Raw genomic sequence first — 15552 nt, forward strand, 5'->3', positions numbered from 1 at the left:
ATAGATTAACTAACAAGGATAACGAGGTGAAGAAAGCAATGCTGAACGCATTAAAGGTCATACAATCTTACAAGTCAGGCCATCTCCCGGAGGCAGAGCAGCCTCTTTGGTTGCAGCTGCTGGCAGCGGCAGAGCAGCCGAATATTAACCTGGAACGCATTCATTCCATAGCTGAGCTGGAAGGTACAAATCCGGTACTGGATTACGTAGAACGCACACTCCAGGTGCTGGAGCAGCTTCAAGTTTCTTTTTGGATGCGAGAAATTCTGGAGGATGTGCTGGTCTGGTCGGAAACGGCAAAGGCAGGATCACCGAAACAGCGGCGAAAATGGCAGAAACAGGGGATTAACCTGTTCGTGCACAATGTGGGTTCAGCACAGCTATATGACATGTATGGAAGTGTTGGAAATTTGCATGGCAAGCAAGGCCATCGTGAGGAGGAACATTCATCTCGATCAGAATCCTCGCGTGATTTATCAAATGATGATCCAAGCGGTAGTACACAAATTGTGCAAACAGCTTATGGTTCACTCCCACCTCGGTATGAGATCATTCGTACCCTTATTGCCACACACGGACTTATTGGTCAGTACATAAGAGGAGAAATCCCATTTGCCGAAAATGCCCCGCTGCACTCGTTCATAACGCAAGGCTGGATCACCGCAGATGAATTGCAGGCCATCCTGATCGCATTAAATGAATGCATCATTGCTGGCGTTGATCCAGCGTTGTGGAATCAAGTTCAGGCTGAAGTGCAGCGTATCGTAGGTTGGATCATTACAGAGCCGGATCATACAGACTGGAATGTGAAGGAGCGGCTGTCACGCTTGCGGAGCTCGTCTATCCGTCAGGGAGAAGCGATGGATGAAGCATATGCCAAACTTCAAGTCCAGCTTGAGATAGAGAAAATTCTCGCTCCTTTGGCTCATCGGACCTTATGGTATGTGGAGTCAGCGCTGCACGATTTTTCGTTGCAGGAGATGGTTAAGATTTTCCTTTTGACGCTGCGCAGTGAAGCTATGGTGGTATCTGGGGATGACTTGATGAAGAACAGCACAGGCACAGGCAGATTAACCGAAGAAGAAGCGGTGGGCTTGAATTCGACTTCGCAGGAGCAACAATTGGATGTGGTAAGGCATATCAGCTTCGAACCATTAATGAACACGATGTATTACGACTACAAAGGTGTCAAGAAACTGAATATTTACAAGAAACGAATGATTGAAAAGTATTTGGAGCAATATTCGTGGGAGCAGATTGAAGCAGGTGAGACGATTACTTACCCTCATTTGACACATCGGATTGAACGGCACCCGGATTTGCGGGATACGGTGTTTGTGACATTTGAATTTTCCCTGGCGGCTGAGAAGCTGATTGCATTCTGTATTGAGGCAGAAAAGTCCCCGTTATACGAGAAGGCTGTGCTGTTGTTATTTGACCTGTTCGGATTGCGTCGGGATGCGTATGATCGATTCCATAATGAAGAGACGTATCTGGCCGACATGAACAGCTCAGGTGATTACAAGAAAGTACTGTTGGATTATATGGTTGGCAAACGAGTGCTCGATATCGGTCCCGGTGGTGGAATCTTGCTCGATCTGATTGAGCAGGAGCGACCTGAGATGGAACCAATCGGCATTGATATTTCAGCGAATGTCATTGAGGCGTTGGAGCGCAAGAAGCAGCGGGAGGCACATCGCTGGCAAGTATTGAAGGGGGATGCTCTCCAACTGGATCAATACGTGCAGCCAGGTACTGTAGATACGGTTATTTTTTCATCCATTCTGCATGAACTGTATTCGTATATTGAACGTGACGGACGCAGATTCAACAGCGATACAGTCGTTGCTGCGCTAGGAAGTTCGTTTAATGTGTTGTCACCCGGGGGCCGGATTCTGATCAGGGATGGTATCATGACTGAACCCGAAGCACAGAAGCGACGGATTCGTTTCCTTGAACCCGATGGGATGCGATGGCTGGAGCGGTACGCGCAGGATTTCCAGGGACGCAGCATTGAATTTGAGCGGATCTCCGAGAATGAGGCGCTGCTGGATATCAACGATGCGATGGAATTTCTGTACACCTATACATGGGGCGAAGAAGCATATGTTCATGAGATTCAGGAGCAATTCGGCATATTTACCCCATCGGCATATGAGCACTGTATTCGCGAAGCGCTCGGTGAGCAAGCCGAGATTATTACATTCCGGCACTTCCTTCAAGAAGGATATACAGAGGCGCTTGGAGAACGAATACTATTTATGGATGAACAGGGTCAACCTACACCTTTGCCAGACAGCACCTGCCTGATTGTGATTGAAAAGAAGAAAGGAATGGCGGACAGATGACGAATGAAGCCAACACGGCTTTATATTTTGTAAGGCATGCGGAATCTGAATATATCGAAGGGCAGGAACGCGAGCGAGGTCTAACGGAACAAGGGAAGAGAGACGCGGCTAGTGTTGCGGGTTTGCTCCATCGGGAGCAGATCCAGTTGTTTTATTCCAGTCCGTATAGACGGGCCGTGGATACGATTCAGGGGTTGGCCGAAGTGTCAGGTGGCATTGTGGTCACCGAAGAGGATTTACGTGAGCGTGGGCTGTCAGGTCCTGAAGTGAAGCATGAACATTTTCGGGAAGCCAAACAAAGGCTCTATGATGATCCTGCATTTGCTTATCCAGGCGGTGAATCCGGCGAAGTCGCTGGGGCACGGGCAATTGCTGTTATCCAGCGAATTCTGGATAGGCATGCGGGACAAAAAATAGTGATTGGCATCCATGGGGATATCATGACGTTGATTTTCAATTATTATGATCCATCTTATGGTTATGACTTCTGGGCAAACACAACGATGCCGGACATCTACAAGCTTGAGTTCGATCGTGATAGTAGGCTGGTTCAGGTAACACGATTGTGGGAAGAACAGGTTTAGGTTCTCTAGGTAACACGTTCTAACGACGCTAGGAGGCGATGATACTGAACCTCAAGTTGGTAGAGTCCTTTATGGAGCAACAAATCCGTTTTAATGACAATAAAAGTTTATTTTATAATCGGGGCAAGTCTGCATTAGGGCCATCTCCGCGAACGTTGTGCTGGCTATTGGAATATCGCGCTCAAGTGTCAAAAGCATTAGAACATATTTTTAAAGATCGTTTATTGAATCATTTTACAATTAAACTAGCAGAGCGAGGAATTCGCCAGTTTATCCAGGTGAATCAGTTTATGCAGTTTACGAGCAAAGACAAGTTGCAATTGGCAGAATTTTATAAGGATCAATTTATGCGGATCTGGTCTCTTTTGCAGAACGAGGAGGCAGGGGAAGAGGTAGTGCAGCAATTTTTCCAGAAGCATTATCAACAGTTAAGAACATTTCTAATACAGACCAACGGCGAGGAATTGTTTAAAAAATATACGATGGATCCACATCTGTTCTGGGTGCCTTGCGAGGAGTATTCGGCAGCTCTGCAGGTATCCTGGCTCGGCTTGGATATAAAGCGCCTGCATCCACCGGTGCTTGATCTTGGCTGCGGTCCGCAAGCCAATTTGGTCCATTTTTTACGTAGAAAAAAGATAGAAGCTTATGGGATGGACAGACAGGTGGAGGAATCGGAAGATCGGCCGTTTTTGCGACGTATGGGCTGGATAGAATCTTCATTTGAACAAGAACAGTGGGGGACAATAATATCCCATTTGGCATTTTCCAACCATTTTACACATCATCATCTCAAGGCAGATGGCGAACCAGAAGCATACGCTCAGAAATATATGGAGCTGTTAAGAGCGCTAAAACCAGGAGGTTCCTTCTTCTATGCGCCGAGTGTTCCTTTCATAGAGTCATTCGTAGATCAACTTCCCCAGTACTTTGTATGTCGAACCTGGATCACACCAACACAGCAAATGACGCGAATTACGCGGCTGGATTAGATGAAAAAGGGGAGAGTCGAATGAAAATTACGTTTATGCCTAATACGTACACTGTTGAAGAGCTGAAAGTCCCTGAATTGCACGATCGAACGTACTGCATATTTGATCTAGAGGGCACAGGGATCGATCCGGCTGAGGAGAGTGTGACTCAATTTGGTGCGATGTATTACAAAAAAGGAGAATCATTAGATTCATCGTTCACTTCACTTGTACTTGCGTCTAAACCGATTCCAGAAGCGGTCGCGAAGTTAACGGGCATTTCAAATGAGGATATGATCCAGGCTCCCTCGTTCGCAGAAGCATACCACGCTTTCCTGGCATTCATCGGGGATAAGGTATTAGTCACGCAAGCGGGGTATGAGTATGATTTACCCATTTTGAAACGACATTGTGATATGAATGGGCTGCCGATGTTTACCAATCCGGTGTTGGATACAAAAGCGATGTTTACATATATTCATCCTGAAATCTCCGAGGTCATCTCTACCGATTTCCTGATCCAGTATTATGACCTGAATACAGACGGAATTCACAGGCACAATGCCTTGGCCGATTGTGGTGTGATTGCTCGTATATTTGAACATGTCCTGAACGAATATCAGGATCTTGCATTGGAACATTTTACTGCGGATAGGGAACGTGAGATGAAGCGTTTTGTGATTCCCGAGATGTATTTAACAGCACCGATCGGAGGAGGGAAGCCAGATGAGTAGATTGGATGCGGATAAATTGCTGGCTGATATGAATGAAGGGCGGATTCTTAGTCAGCAGACATTCGAAGGACTGGATGTGGAAGCCTATCTGGATCAACGGGATGCTTCCGAATTTGCCGATGAGTGGATGCAGGCATTTGAACGGTTTGCTCAGTCTGACGTCGTGGAAGAAGAGGTGCTTAGTGCATGCAGGGAACTGGCTTTCAAACGAACGATTGCTCTTGCGGGCGATCCTGAACTGGCCGGATATGTCAGTGATGATATTGGATTGATTGGCGCTGCCCTGTTACAGGACGAAATGCAGGATTCATTTGTTATGCAATTACTTGAACGTTATCAACAAGGTACATTGCCCCTGCGTTAAGCGGGGGTGACGGTTGTATATTCTTTTCGTTTGTATAAAAAAATAGCTTCGAATGTGTATTGTGAGTTTTGCACAGCATAAGGTACAATTCATCTAAGCATTGAGTGAGAATGATAATCATTATTCATGGAACATATTCTCACCGATACAACAACAGATTACATAGGGGTGAAGGGTATCATGGTAAGGTTCAGTAAAGGCTTCAAAGGGTGGACGATCATACTGCTACTCATGGTTGTAGTTATATCGGGCTGTAGTGCAAATTCTGAGTCAAAAGCAGAAGAGGCTCCTGCATCTGAGTCCACGGTATCGGATGGCAGTACATCTGAAACAACAGAAAAAGAAGCAGAGACACGTGTCGTTCAGGATGAATTTGGTGATGTGACGATTCCGGTGCATCCGCAGCGGATTGCTGGTATCTATGTGGAAGATTATCTCAAGGCTCTCGATATCACACCTGTAGTACAGTGGTATAATCCGATGTGGGGTGTGCAGGAATATCTGGATCTGGATGTGCCTCAATTCGATACTACAGGTAGCATTGAGGCTTTGTTGGAGTATGATCCGGATCTCATCATTGTGGATGGCGGAGCGGACATGGAGAAATATGAGATGTATTCAAAGGTGGCACCGACGTATCGTCTGCCTGAAGATATTTTGCAGGATTCCAATCAAATCTTGACGACTATTGCAGATGTTGTCGGTAAACCGGACAAGGGTAAAGAAGTTGTTGCGACATTTGAGGCTAAGATTGCAGATGCTAAGGCGAAACTTCAGGAAGCCGTTGGGGATGAAACCGTAGCGGTTGTCCGATTGAATATCAGCAACAATACATTGGCATTGTTCGGTGTGAAAAATCGATTTACGGGATTTCTTTATTCGGAGCTTGGTCTAACACCTCATCCACTGGTCGCCAACATGGAAGAATATCAGGAAATTCTGTCCGAAGAGGCTTTTCCAGAGCTTGATGCGGATCATATTATTGTATTTCCATCCAATGGAGAGTGGTCATCTCCAGAGAACAAGGAAGCTTTGAAGGTGCTCGATAGCAAGTTGTGGAAATCTCTTCCGGCAGTCAAAAACAACCATGTGTACATGATGGAAAGATCGTATTGGCAATCAGGTGCGATTACCGCAAACACAATGAAGATTGATGATCTCTTGCAAAAAATGACGCCATAAGCCCTTTTCCATAAGAAAGTTCTTCCCTCAGGGTTGAAGAGCTTTCTTTTTTCGTTTACACTATTGTAAATGATAACAATTCTCAATTAAGGAAGATGAATATGTGTCCCACGATTGTACAACTAATTCCTAAGCCCTGGTTATGCTTGCTTCAACATATGAAATACACGGATTATAGCCAAGTCGATAACACCAACAGGCAGACATATAACATGACATCATCACACACTCTTTTCGTAGTGACGGATGGGCATGGCTCTATAGACACTTTGGACAATATGGACACTCGTCTGGAAAAAGGGATGATTATGTTTGTTCCAGCTGGACGTACCATTGTGATTGAAGGCTCCAGTGAGTTGCAATATTACAGACTTGAACTGATGGTAGCTGAAGTAAAAGAAGACAAGGCCAGTAGGTTGAATATAAGAGACGAAACGGTGCAAAAAGGGCTTCCAGTCTTGATTTCAGATCCAGATCGGTTGCCTCTTATTGAGCTGAATTATAGTCCATGGAGTTCCTGTCTGAAATCGTTAGAACAGATATCGCGTGGGCTGACTGCTCATGATTGGTTGGACCAATGGGAGATACAACTTCGTTTCCAGGAGTGGTTCCGAGTGCTGCTTCGGCAAAATGATCCCGAGATTGAATCGCCGGATGACCGTGCCCGGCTTCAAAGCTCGATTCGTTATATTCGGGAACACTATGATCAGCCCATAACGGTTGACGATCTGGCAGCAGAGATCCGGCTTACCAGATCCAGTTATACCCGACAATTCAAGGAGATCACAGGCAAGCTTCCGCTTGATTATGTAAATGCTGTACGATTGGAGCATTCCAAACTGCTGTTACAGATGACCGATGATCGCTTGCATGATATTGCACAGAATGTGGGATTTAATAACGAATATTATTTTGGTCGCCGATTCAAGCAATATACAGGTGTTTCACCAGGATTGTATCGGCGACATCACCGTCAAGAGGTGCGTGTGTTTGCACCGTATCTGGAGGACTTTGTTCTTGCCCTTGGAATAAAACCGATACTGCAAACTTCCCATCGTTCTTGGGGAAGACAGCAATATTTAGGGTTGGAAGATGTTCCTGAATTTGATGTTACTCGGATGGATGCAGGTTTTAATGAAACGAATGTGCCTGAATTTATTATGTTGAACGACGGGTATAAACGCTGGAATCTGGATCGCTTTGAGCAAGTAGCCCCGACATTTTATATGGAGCACGAGGGTGAGGACTGGCGTTCCATTTTGAAATCGACAGCAGATGTATTAGGGAAGGTGAATCGAGTTCAGGATGTAATAGGTGCCTATGAGGATAAAGCCGTTGAGGCCAAGGAACAATTGACACGTCATATGCGTGGCCAAACCGTCGCTTTTTTGCGTATTTCTGCATCGGAAATTACACTCTATGGGGATCAGTACGGTTACGTAGGGCCTGTGCTGTATCAGGATCTCGGATTAACCCCGCATGTTCGTGTTCAGCAATGGGCGAGTCAAAGTAGAAGAGTTGGTATTGGGCTTGAGCAGCTATGTCAGCTTGAGGCAGATCATCTCTTTATTACATTTGACAATATGGATTCTGCCTATCCCGGAGAGGAGCGGAAGCTCCTGGAAAGAGATGAGTGGAAACGGCTGCCTGCAGTGAAAAGCGGTCACGTATATGAGGTGGATTTTATGACCTGGATGAATTATGGTGTCATCTCCCACGGAAAGAAAATCGACGATATACTGCAGTATTTGGGATGAATTAGGCAACACGGGAGGACTAAATTAATTTAAAAAATCACGAGGAAAATCACATTCTCTGCTAAATCTCACAATTGAATTATACTTGAATAATCGGATACAATCGTTGACATGGCTGAGAATATGGAATCATTAGAGCTTAATGATATATCTCTATTAATTCATTACATAAAGGAGCAGAGGGGATAACCTCGCTGCTCCTTTTTATTCTTAACTGACCTCTCTGATCAATTCCTCGTTATTATTTCGCACATTACCTACTGCAGAATCCACCTTGTAAGCTATCATTTCATCGGCCTCATGCGGGCTGAGAAGCCTCAGAACGCTTTCCTTGTCCGATTCCTTGTTTAGCCAATCCGCTTCATCTTGCGGCCGGAGAATGACTGGCATACGATCGTGGATGTCCGCCATAAGACTGTTAGGTTCCGTAGTAATGATAGTGCAAGTTGAAAGCTTGTTACCTTCTGGATCAATCCAAGTATCGTATAGGCCAGCAAGCGAGAAGATGGAGTCATCTTTCATTAAAATCCGCATGGGTTGCTTTACGGATCCATCCTTTTTCCATTCATAAAATCCCGAGCATGGGATAATACAACGCTTGGAACTGATCAGGCGCTTAAAGGCAGGTTTCTCTGTGAGGGTCTCTGCACGGGCGTTAATCATTTTATTTCCTATTTTTTCATCCTTGGCCCAATTAGGAACTAAACCCCATCGGAGCGCCCCCAATCGATTACCGTCTTTGCTACCGATAATTGTCGGGATGAATTGCATAGGTGCAGCGTTGTAATTAGGTTTGTACTCATATCCTTCAGCAATAGAAGCATAGTACCTGTCCATAATTTCTTCGATTGGATCTGTAATCGTGAATCTTCCGCACATATCGAAGCCTCCTTTAAAACGCTATAGTATGTAATTTAACTCAAATATTTAACGTTAGAAACGGGTAATATGTGGAGTTGTATATCCAATTAAAAATAAATATGCAAAAAATCACGTGGAATTACTGCGCAACAACATGGGAAAACAGCAACGTATGCAGGCAGGTTTGCATTTGAGCAAAATATATAGAAAAAAGCCTGTCCACTACTGAACGGGCTTTTTGATGTGGTATTACTCAGGTGATCCAGGAGATTTAATTTTTCTCCATAACAGCAAAGTAATTGTTTTCGTCATCTGCAAAGTTGAATACTCTTCCGCCAGGCATCGTTACAATCTCGCCAACCGTAACTTGTTTATTGGATAAGTGAGTGTATAGTTGATCCAAGTTATCTGTGAAAAGCATGAGAGATGGTGTACCAAGGTTTAATTCAGGGGACATTTTGGCAACGAATTCTTTGTCGTGCAGGATAATGGTGGTTTGAGCATCCTTCACAGGGGCAATCTCGATCCAGCGCATGCCATTCCCATTAACTTCGTTAACGATATGGAAACCTGCTTTTTCCGTCCAAAATTGAAGAGCCTTATCCTGATCGTTTACATACAACATAATTTGCCCGACTTGAGTAAACATTGATTTACACTCCTTATATACGTAGTTGATCATGGTTGAAGCAGGTATGCGTTTGAATGTAGCTTTTTTAGATTGAGTCAAGCTTTATATTACCATATACGAGCGCCCAACATACAACTTCAATTCAAGCACAAAAAGAGGAAGCAAATGTCCTTGACTGCCGTATTGCCACATACCATTAGATAAAGGACAATTCGAGTGACTGAATTGCCTTTTAAGCACAGCCATGTAATGGCAGATGGGAGCGCTGTAATGACAAAACGGGTAGTTCTATTGGAAGAAGGTACGGCAGAGATGAAAGGGCTGATGGGTAGTAAAGGGGCTGGACTTGCGGCGTTGCTCCAGGCAGGTTGGCCCGTTCCGGCCGGATTCATTGTAACAAAGGAAGGCTGTCGCACGTTCTGTACCCGTCTTGCACATCTTTCAGCTGAAGGAGCCCAAGAGATTGGCAGCGCAATTCAGCATCTTGAGAAGCATTCTGGCAAAATCTTCGGTGATTCCTCAGCACCGCTGCTGCTTGCCGTCCGGTCAAGTGAAACGTGTCCCCGTGGTACAGCATCCCATGCTTTGCTTCATGTAGGACTGAATGATGTGACCGTGGAGGGTTTCGCAAGGCAAACGAATGATCGTCCGTATGCCCTTAATTGTTATCGAATTTTATTGCAGGAATATGGTCAACTGGTGCACGACATTCCGTATGCCCTATTTGAAGAAAAATGGGGAGACATCTCTATACTCGATGAAGCGAAGTTAGCATTCGCCATCGCGGAATATAAACGCTTAATAGAAGAGAAAGGACGTCATCCTTTCCCTCAAGATGTTCAGTTACAGCTAAAAGAAGTGATGCGTGCAGTTTCTGATTCACAGCATGTTATACGGTCCAACTCCCAACAAGAACTTCTTCGTAATCCTTCTCTTTTCTCCGATGAAACTCAAGGAGCAGCTGTTCTTATACAGGTGATGGTCAATGGCGAGCGTGGTGACCGCAGCGGGTTCGGAACGGTATATTCTCGTCATCCAGATACAGGGGAACGAGGTATGACAGGGGATTACGTTTCAATTGCTGCTTCTCGGCCTTCGAATGAAGGACTGGATCAACTGCGGAGTGAAGAGTCTGAACTGTATGGTCTTTTGCAGGACGCTTGCGGTTATTTGGAGTCTCACACGAGAGAGGTACAGGAAGTCCAATTTGTTGTGGATACTGGGACCCTGTATCTAGTGGAAATCAGTGAAGCGAGGTTAACATCACAGGCGACGCTGAGGAGTACTGTAGATCTCGTGGATGAAGGGGTAATCACCAAAGAGGATGCCATATTACGTATCCAGCCTTGGCATGTGAAGGAATTGCTGAAATTATCTCCAACTTTATCACCAGAGCTGCAGCTTCTACTTGAATGGGCAGATGAAATGAAGGGGCTTACAATACTTTCGAATGTGGATCATCCAAAGGACGCCGTGAAGGCCCGTGCGTTAGGGGCTGAGGGCATTGGATTGTGTCGGACAGAACAACTGTTGTTGTCTGCTTCGAGATTTCCTTTTGTACAGAAAATGATTCTGGCAGACAGCGAAGCTGAGCGCAAACGCGGACTGGAACGTCTGTTGCCGATGCAGCAGGCTGATTTTGAACAACTCTTCGAAGCGATGGATGGTTATCCGGTAACCATTCGATTGCTTGATCCGCCGCTGCATGAGCTGCTGCCTGATATTGAACGGTTAAACGAACGACGTGAACAGTTGGCTCTCAGTGCATTGGAGGAAAACAGCACTGAGGTGCAGGAGCTTGAGCGTGTCATCCGCAGGGTGCTGGAATTACATGAACAATATCCGTTGCTAGGGCAGCAGGACTGTCGACTGGGAACCGTGTTCCCTGAAATCTACGATATGCAGCTTGAAGCCATTTTTCGTGCAGCCGTGAAGGGCATTCGCCAAGGGCAGTGGGTACGGCCTGAGATCATGATTCCTTTGGTGGGTCATGCCAATGAACTTCAGGTCATGAGAGATCTGGTGGATCATGTAGCGGACCAGGTGCTTGGAGAGGAGAAGCGTCACTGTCACTACAGAGTGGGGGCACGGATTGAAGTTCCTCGAGCGGCACTGACCGCAGCTCCTATTGCGCGTCATGCGGACTTCTTCTCGTTTGGCACCGATGAGCTGACACAGATGACGTTTGGTTACAGCCGTCACCATACGGAGAAGCCATTCCTTCATTTTGTTGAGCCACAGCGCTCACTGCCCAGCAATCCATTTCAGGTACTGGATATCGACGGAGTGGGGCAGTTGGTGGAGATGGCTCTCGTTCAGGGCCGAATCCGGAAACCTCATCTAAAAGCAGGCATCTGTGGTGAGAATGCAGCTGATCCGGCATCCATTGCTTTTTGTCACCGTATTGGTCTGGATTATGTAAGCTGTCTGCCAGAACAGGTACCGCTTGCTCGTATTGCTGCCGCACAGGCGTCACTCCTTGCCCAGAAGCAGGACCAAAACAAAAACAGGCAGGACGGCGATATATCGACGATTGCGTAAATGCTTTGCTTCGGGTAAACGATTAAAGAGGTAAATGGATCGGCAGATGGTATAATACGGAAATAATAAAAAGGCAAAAGCTTTTGTGGACATAACTTGTTTATGGTGTTCACTTATCTGCTGTCAACGTATGACTATCACTAAGCCGATTCATTGCCTCTTTTTAATTTGAGATAAACAATGGAATTTATTTCGTCCACAATGAGCACAAGGAGAGACATCCAATATGACTACTTATGATAAGCCTCCTATTCAGGCCATCTTTATCGACCGGGATGGCACGATTGGAGGTACAGATGAAATACGATATCCTGGTGAACTGGAGCTATATCATGGAGTTGAAGAATCCATCCGGAAACTATCTGGACAGGGTATCCGATTGTTTGGATTCACGAATCAACCGGGCATTTCAAAAGGTAAGTCAACGATCGAAACTTTTCAGCAGGAGATGAGGCTTTTTGGCATTGAGCACACTTATGTCTGTCCTCACCCTGCCGAGGCTGAATGTGAATGCCGTAAACCACGACCATCGATGCTAAAACAGGCAGCGCTAGAACATGATCTGAATCTTGAACAGTGTATTGTTATTGGAGATCGGTGGTCTGACATGACTGCTGCGCGTGCAGCTGGCTGTTTATGCATATTGGTGTTGACCGGAGCAGGGGTAGAGTCGCTAGAAGAGAACCGTACCCGATGGGAAGCGCTGGAAGCGGACTTTTTGGCTACTGATTTCAACGCTGCGGTGCAGTGGATTTTGCAAATTAGGGAGAAGCCGACCGAGGATGTTATTATTCGCCAAGCATGTGCAGAAGATGCGCCTCGCCTGCTGGAATTGCATCGAGCACTGGATCGTGAAAGTACCTATATGCTCTATAATCCGGGAGAGCGTAAGACCACGCTAAGTGGGCAGGCTCGTTTTATAGATCAGTTGAATGCTTTTTTAAATAGTTCAATCTGGATTGCGGAGCATCAGGGCAAGATCATCGGCCATCTTACGGTCATTGGGGGCACAACAGAACGCATCCGACATCGGGCGAGTATCGTCATTGGAGTAAGACAGGCCCATACGGGCCAAGGGATTGGCAAAAATCTAATGTCAACAATGGAAGAATGGAGGCCTACTGCGGACATTACTCGCCTTGAGCTGACTGTTATGAGCCATAATTTTAATGCGATAGCTTTATATCATAAGGTTGGTTTTAAACAGGAAGGAATCAAGCCTAAGTCTTTATTGGTAAATGGTACATATGTGGATGAATTTATTATGGGTAAGCTTTATGAGGACCTTAACAAGAGCAGCTTAACTCTGTAGAAAAGAGAGATTTCCCTTACACGGAGTTTGGGAGAACTTTTTCTTGTCTGCTGCATCCCCTCATGGAATACCAAGCCCAAAACTGTTATACTGAAATATGCGTTTTGTAAAATGAACGTAAAAATTTCAGATAAGGGTTGAAAGCGACCATGTTTAATTCCAAAAATGAGCGGACCTCATCACGGACCTTATTTGCCGTGTTATTTATTCTTATGCTGCTGAAGCTGTCGCTTTTGCGGTATTTCTTTTTCCAGGGTCTGTCCGGCATCGGTTTCGTTACTGACGCATTGGGGGCCCTGACAGTGGTATGCATCCTCGATCTGATCGTGCCAAAAGGCTGGAAGCGTTCAGTGTACGCAGGTTTTAATGTGTTGTTCTCGCTGGTATTGTTTGCGGCGACACTCTATAACGTACATTTCAGTTCGGTTCCCACATATACGGCACTCAGCGAACTGGGCCAAGTCGCCCAAGTGAGAGGCAGTATCGGACCTCTGGTACGACCTGTGCACTTCCTGTTTTTTGTGGATATCGTACTGGCTCTGCCCGTATGGTTTATCTTGCGCAGTCGTCGTGCCTCAGCTCGTAACAGCAGTTATGGCGACAGTAGCCTCCATTTCGGCAGAAGCCGGAGACGGTATTGGGGCAAGTTGGGGGTAGCCCTTACGGCTGCATTTTGCATCGTGCTGTCAGGCAGCTTTATTGTCAAAGGGGAAACGATTGATAATGAACTGGTTCGTGCCGAAAATCTTGGTTTCCTGAATTATCAGGTGTCATCGGCAATTCTGACGAGCAAAGAGAATGAAGCCATTGCAAATGGTAACATTAACGAAACCATCGACAAAATTAATCAACTGGTTAGCAAATATCCATATCAGGATAAGCCCAGTCAGGGAACGGCTATTAAAACCAAATATTTTGGTCAGGCCAAAGGAAGCAATCTGATTGTCCTGCAACTGGAGTCATTCCAAAACTTCCCGATTAATGCTTCTCTCGACGGTCAGGTATTAACCCCCGTTCTGAATGATCTGGCTAAAGAAAGCTATTATTTCTCTCATTTTTTCCAACAGATCGGACAGGGAAATACGTCGGATGCCGAGTTCATGTCGAACACATCCATCTATCCAACCGGCGTTGTGCCCATGTCAGCAGGGTATAGTGACCGTGATCTGCCAAGTCTTCCAAAATTGCTTGGGAAAGAAGGCTATGAGTCAGAAACGTTCCACGTCAATGACGTCACCTTCTGGAACCGGAACAAAATGTATCCGGCGCTTGGATTCAATCGGTACTTCGACAAGCCCAGCTTCGAGAATGATAAGTTTAATGATTTTGGACCATCGGATGAGGAATTATATCGTGTAGGTGTGGAAAAAATGGCTGCACATCAGGCGGCTAATCAGCCGTTCTATGCCCAGTTCATTACAGCATCCAGCCACTCGCCGTTTACGGTTCCTGCGGACCGGGCGAGAATTACCATCCCGGCCACAATCACCAATACGTTGCTGCATGATTATCTGCAAGCGATCAATTATACGGATTATGCGGTAGGTCAGCTGATCAATGAACTCAAGGCAAACGGGTTATGGGATAACACAACACTCGTTATATATGGCGATCATTTCGGTCTACCGGCAAACGATGAGATTACTCAGCAGATCCAAACCAATCTGGGCGTGCCCTATGACGGTAATGTTAGTCGTTTCAACATCCCGCTCTTGATCCACACCCCGAAACAGGCGAAAGGTCAAGTCATAGAACAGCCTGGCGGTCAGTTGGATATTTTGCCAACGGTGATGAACCTGATGGGTGTCTCACTGAAGGAAGAGAAATTCACAGCCTTTGGACACGATCTGCTTAATATGGATCATAATGCGTTCGGTATCCGGTATTACTTGCCGACAGGTTCATTTGTGAATAATGACATTATGTTTATTCCGGGTGCGGGCTTTGATGATGGAACAGCCTACTCGTTAAAAACATATGAACCCGTCACAGATTTGGAACCCTATCGTTCCGATTATGAGCACGTGCTAAGTTTGATGAAGCTGTCTGACGAGTATGTAAAGCTGCTGCCCAAACGTGCACCGTAATTGAATTTTTATATCTATGAAATACTATAACGTCACTGGCTCACGAGCTGGTGGCGTTATTTGTTTATTCATCATACATCTTTACGTGTAATGAACGTGTAATGAGAAGCAGAACTCCTTTGAAACTGTAATTAATAATGTTACAATGGAAAGTGCAGCCACTAACGCAGGATGACGAAA

12 protein-coding genes are annotated in these 15552 nt (G+C 45.6%); 10 read left to right on the forward strand and 2 right to left on the reverse strand.

Going from position 1 to position 15552, the window contains the following annotated elements:
* Nucleotides 1-38: 38 nt before the first annotated feature.
* The 7 genes from MKY42_RS13385 to MKY42_RS13415 all read left to right on the forward strand — a co-directional run bounded on the left by MKY42_RS13385 (nt 39) and on the right by MKY42_RS13415 (nt 7940).
* On the forward strand, nt 39-2348 hold the full coding sequence (locus tag MKY42_RS13385; protein ID WP_339851647.1) for a class I SAM-dependent methyltransferase: 2310 nt from the start codon (nt 39-41) through the stop codon (nt 2346-2348).
* A complete protein-coding gene (locus tag MKY42_RS13390) occupies nt 2345-2932 on the forward strand; it encodes a histidine phosphatase family protein (RefSeq protein WP_090896682.1) in 588 nt (195 codons plus the stop codon). Before MKY42_RS13385 ends, MKY42_RS13390 begins: the two co-directional genes overlap by 4 nt.
* A gap of 71 nt (nt 2933-3003) precedes the next feature.
* Nucleotides 3004-3924 (forward strand): class I SAM-dependent methyltransferase, encoded by a 921-nt coding sequence (locus tag MKY42_RS13395; protein WP_339851651.1) that lies wholly within the window; start codon nt 3004-3006, stop codon nt 3922-3924.
* Between the two features lie 20 nt (nt 3925-3944).
* Complete coding sequence (locus tag MKY42_RS13400) at nt 3945-4637, forward strand: 3'-5' exonuclease (RefSeq protein WP_177185681.1); 693 nt, start codon at nt 3945-3947, stop codon at nt 4635-4637.
* On the forward strand, nt 4630-5001 hold the full coding sequence (locus MKY42_RS13405) for a hypothetical protein (RefSeq protein ID WP_339851656.1): 372 nt from the start codon (nt 4630-4632) through the stop codon (nt 4999-5001). The genes MKY42_RS13400 and MKY42_RS13405 overlap by 8 nt, the downstream gene beginning before the upstream one ends.
* A 180-nt stretch (nt 5002-5181) precedes the next feature.
* Nucleotides 5182-6183 carry an ABC transporter substrate-binding protein gene (locus tag MKY42_RS13410; RefSeq protein WP_111619024.1) on the forward strand — a complete coding sequence of 334 codons (1002 nt, stop codon included), beginning with the start codon at nt 5182-5184 and terminating at the stop codon, nt 6181-6183.
* Nucleotides 6184-6395: 212 nt separating this feature from the next.
* A complete protein-coding gene (locus tag MKY42_RS13415; RefSeq protein WP_256222008.1) occupies nt 6396-7940 on the forward strand; it encodes an AraC family transcriptional regulator in 1545 nt (514 codons plus the stop codon).
* 210 nt (nt 7941-8150) lie between these two features.
* On the opposite strand, the gene MKY42_RS13420 is transcribed toward MKY42_RS13415, so the two are convergent.
* Both MKY42_RS13420 and MKY42_RS13425 read right to left on the reverse strand, forming a co-directional pair.
* On the reverse strand, nt 8151-8819 hold the full coding sequence (locus MKY42_RS13420; RefSeq protein ID WP_090896700.1) for an SOS response-associated peptidase: 669 nt from the start codon (nt 8817-8819) through the stop codon (nt 8151-8153).
* Nucleotides 8820-9072: 253 nt separating this feature from the next.
* A complete protein-coding gene (locus MKY42_RS13425) occupies nt 9073-9450 on the reverse strand; it encodes a VOC family protein (RefSeq protein ID WP_053779906.1) in 378 nt (125 codons plus the stop codon).
* Between the two features lie 252 nt (nt 9451-9702).
* Here MKY42_RS13425 and MKY42_RS13430 point away from each other — a divergent pair, with 252 nt between their 5' ends.
* The 3 genes from MKY42_RS13430 (at nt 9703) to MKY42_RS13440 (ending at nt 15372) form a co-directional block, all read left to right on the forward strand.
* Entirely contained in the window at nt 9703-11973 is a 2271-nt protein-coding gene (locus MKY42_RS13430; RefSeq protein ID WP_257031435.1) for a putative PEP-binding protein, read from the forward strand.
* A 226-nt stretch (nt 11974-12199) separates the two neighbouring features.
* A complete protein-coding gene (locus MKY42_RS13435) occupies nt 12200-13285 on the forward strand; it encodes an HAD-IIIA family hydrolase (protein WP_339851674.1) in 1086 nt (361 codons plus the stop codon).
* A gap of 149 nt (nt 13286-13434) precedes the next feature.
* Nucleotides 13435-15372, forward strand: coding sequence for an LTA synthase family protein (locus tag MKY42_RS13440; protein WP_179265064.1), 1938 nt, complete (start codon nt 13435-13437; stop codon nt 15370-15372).
* Nucleotides 15373-15552 lie beyond the last annotated feature (180 nt).

Origin of the sequence: Paenibacillus sp. FSL W7-1088 (genome assembly GCF_037969855.1) — a bacterium.
Classification (GTDB): Bacteria; Bacillota; Bacilli; order Paenibacillales; family Paenibacillaceae; genus Paenibacillus.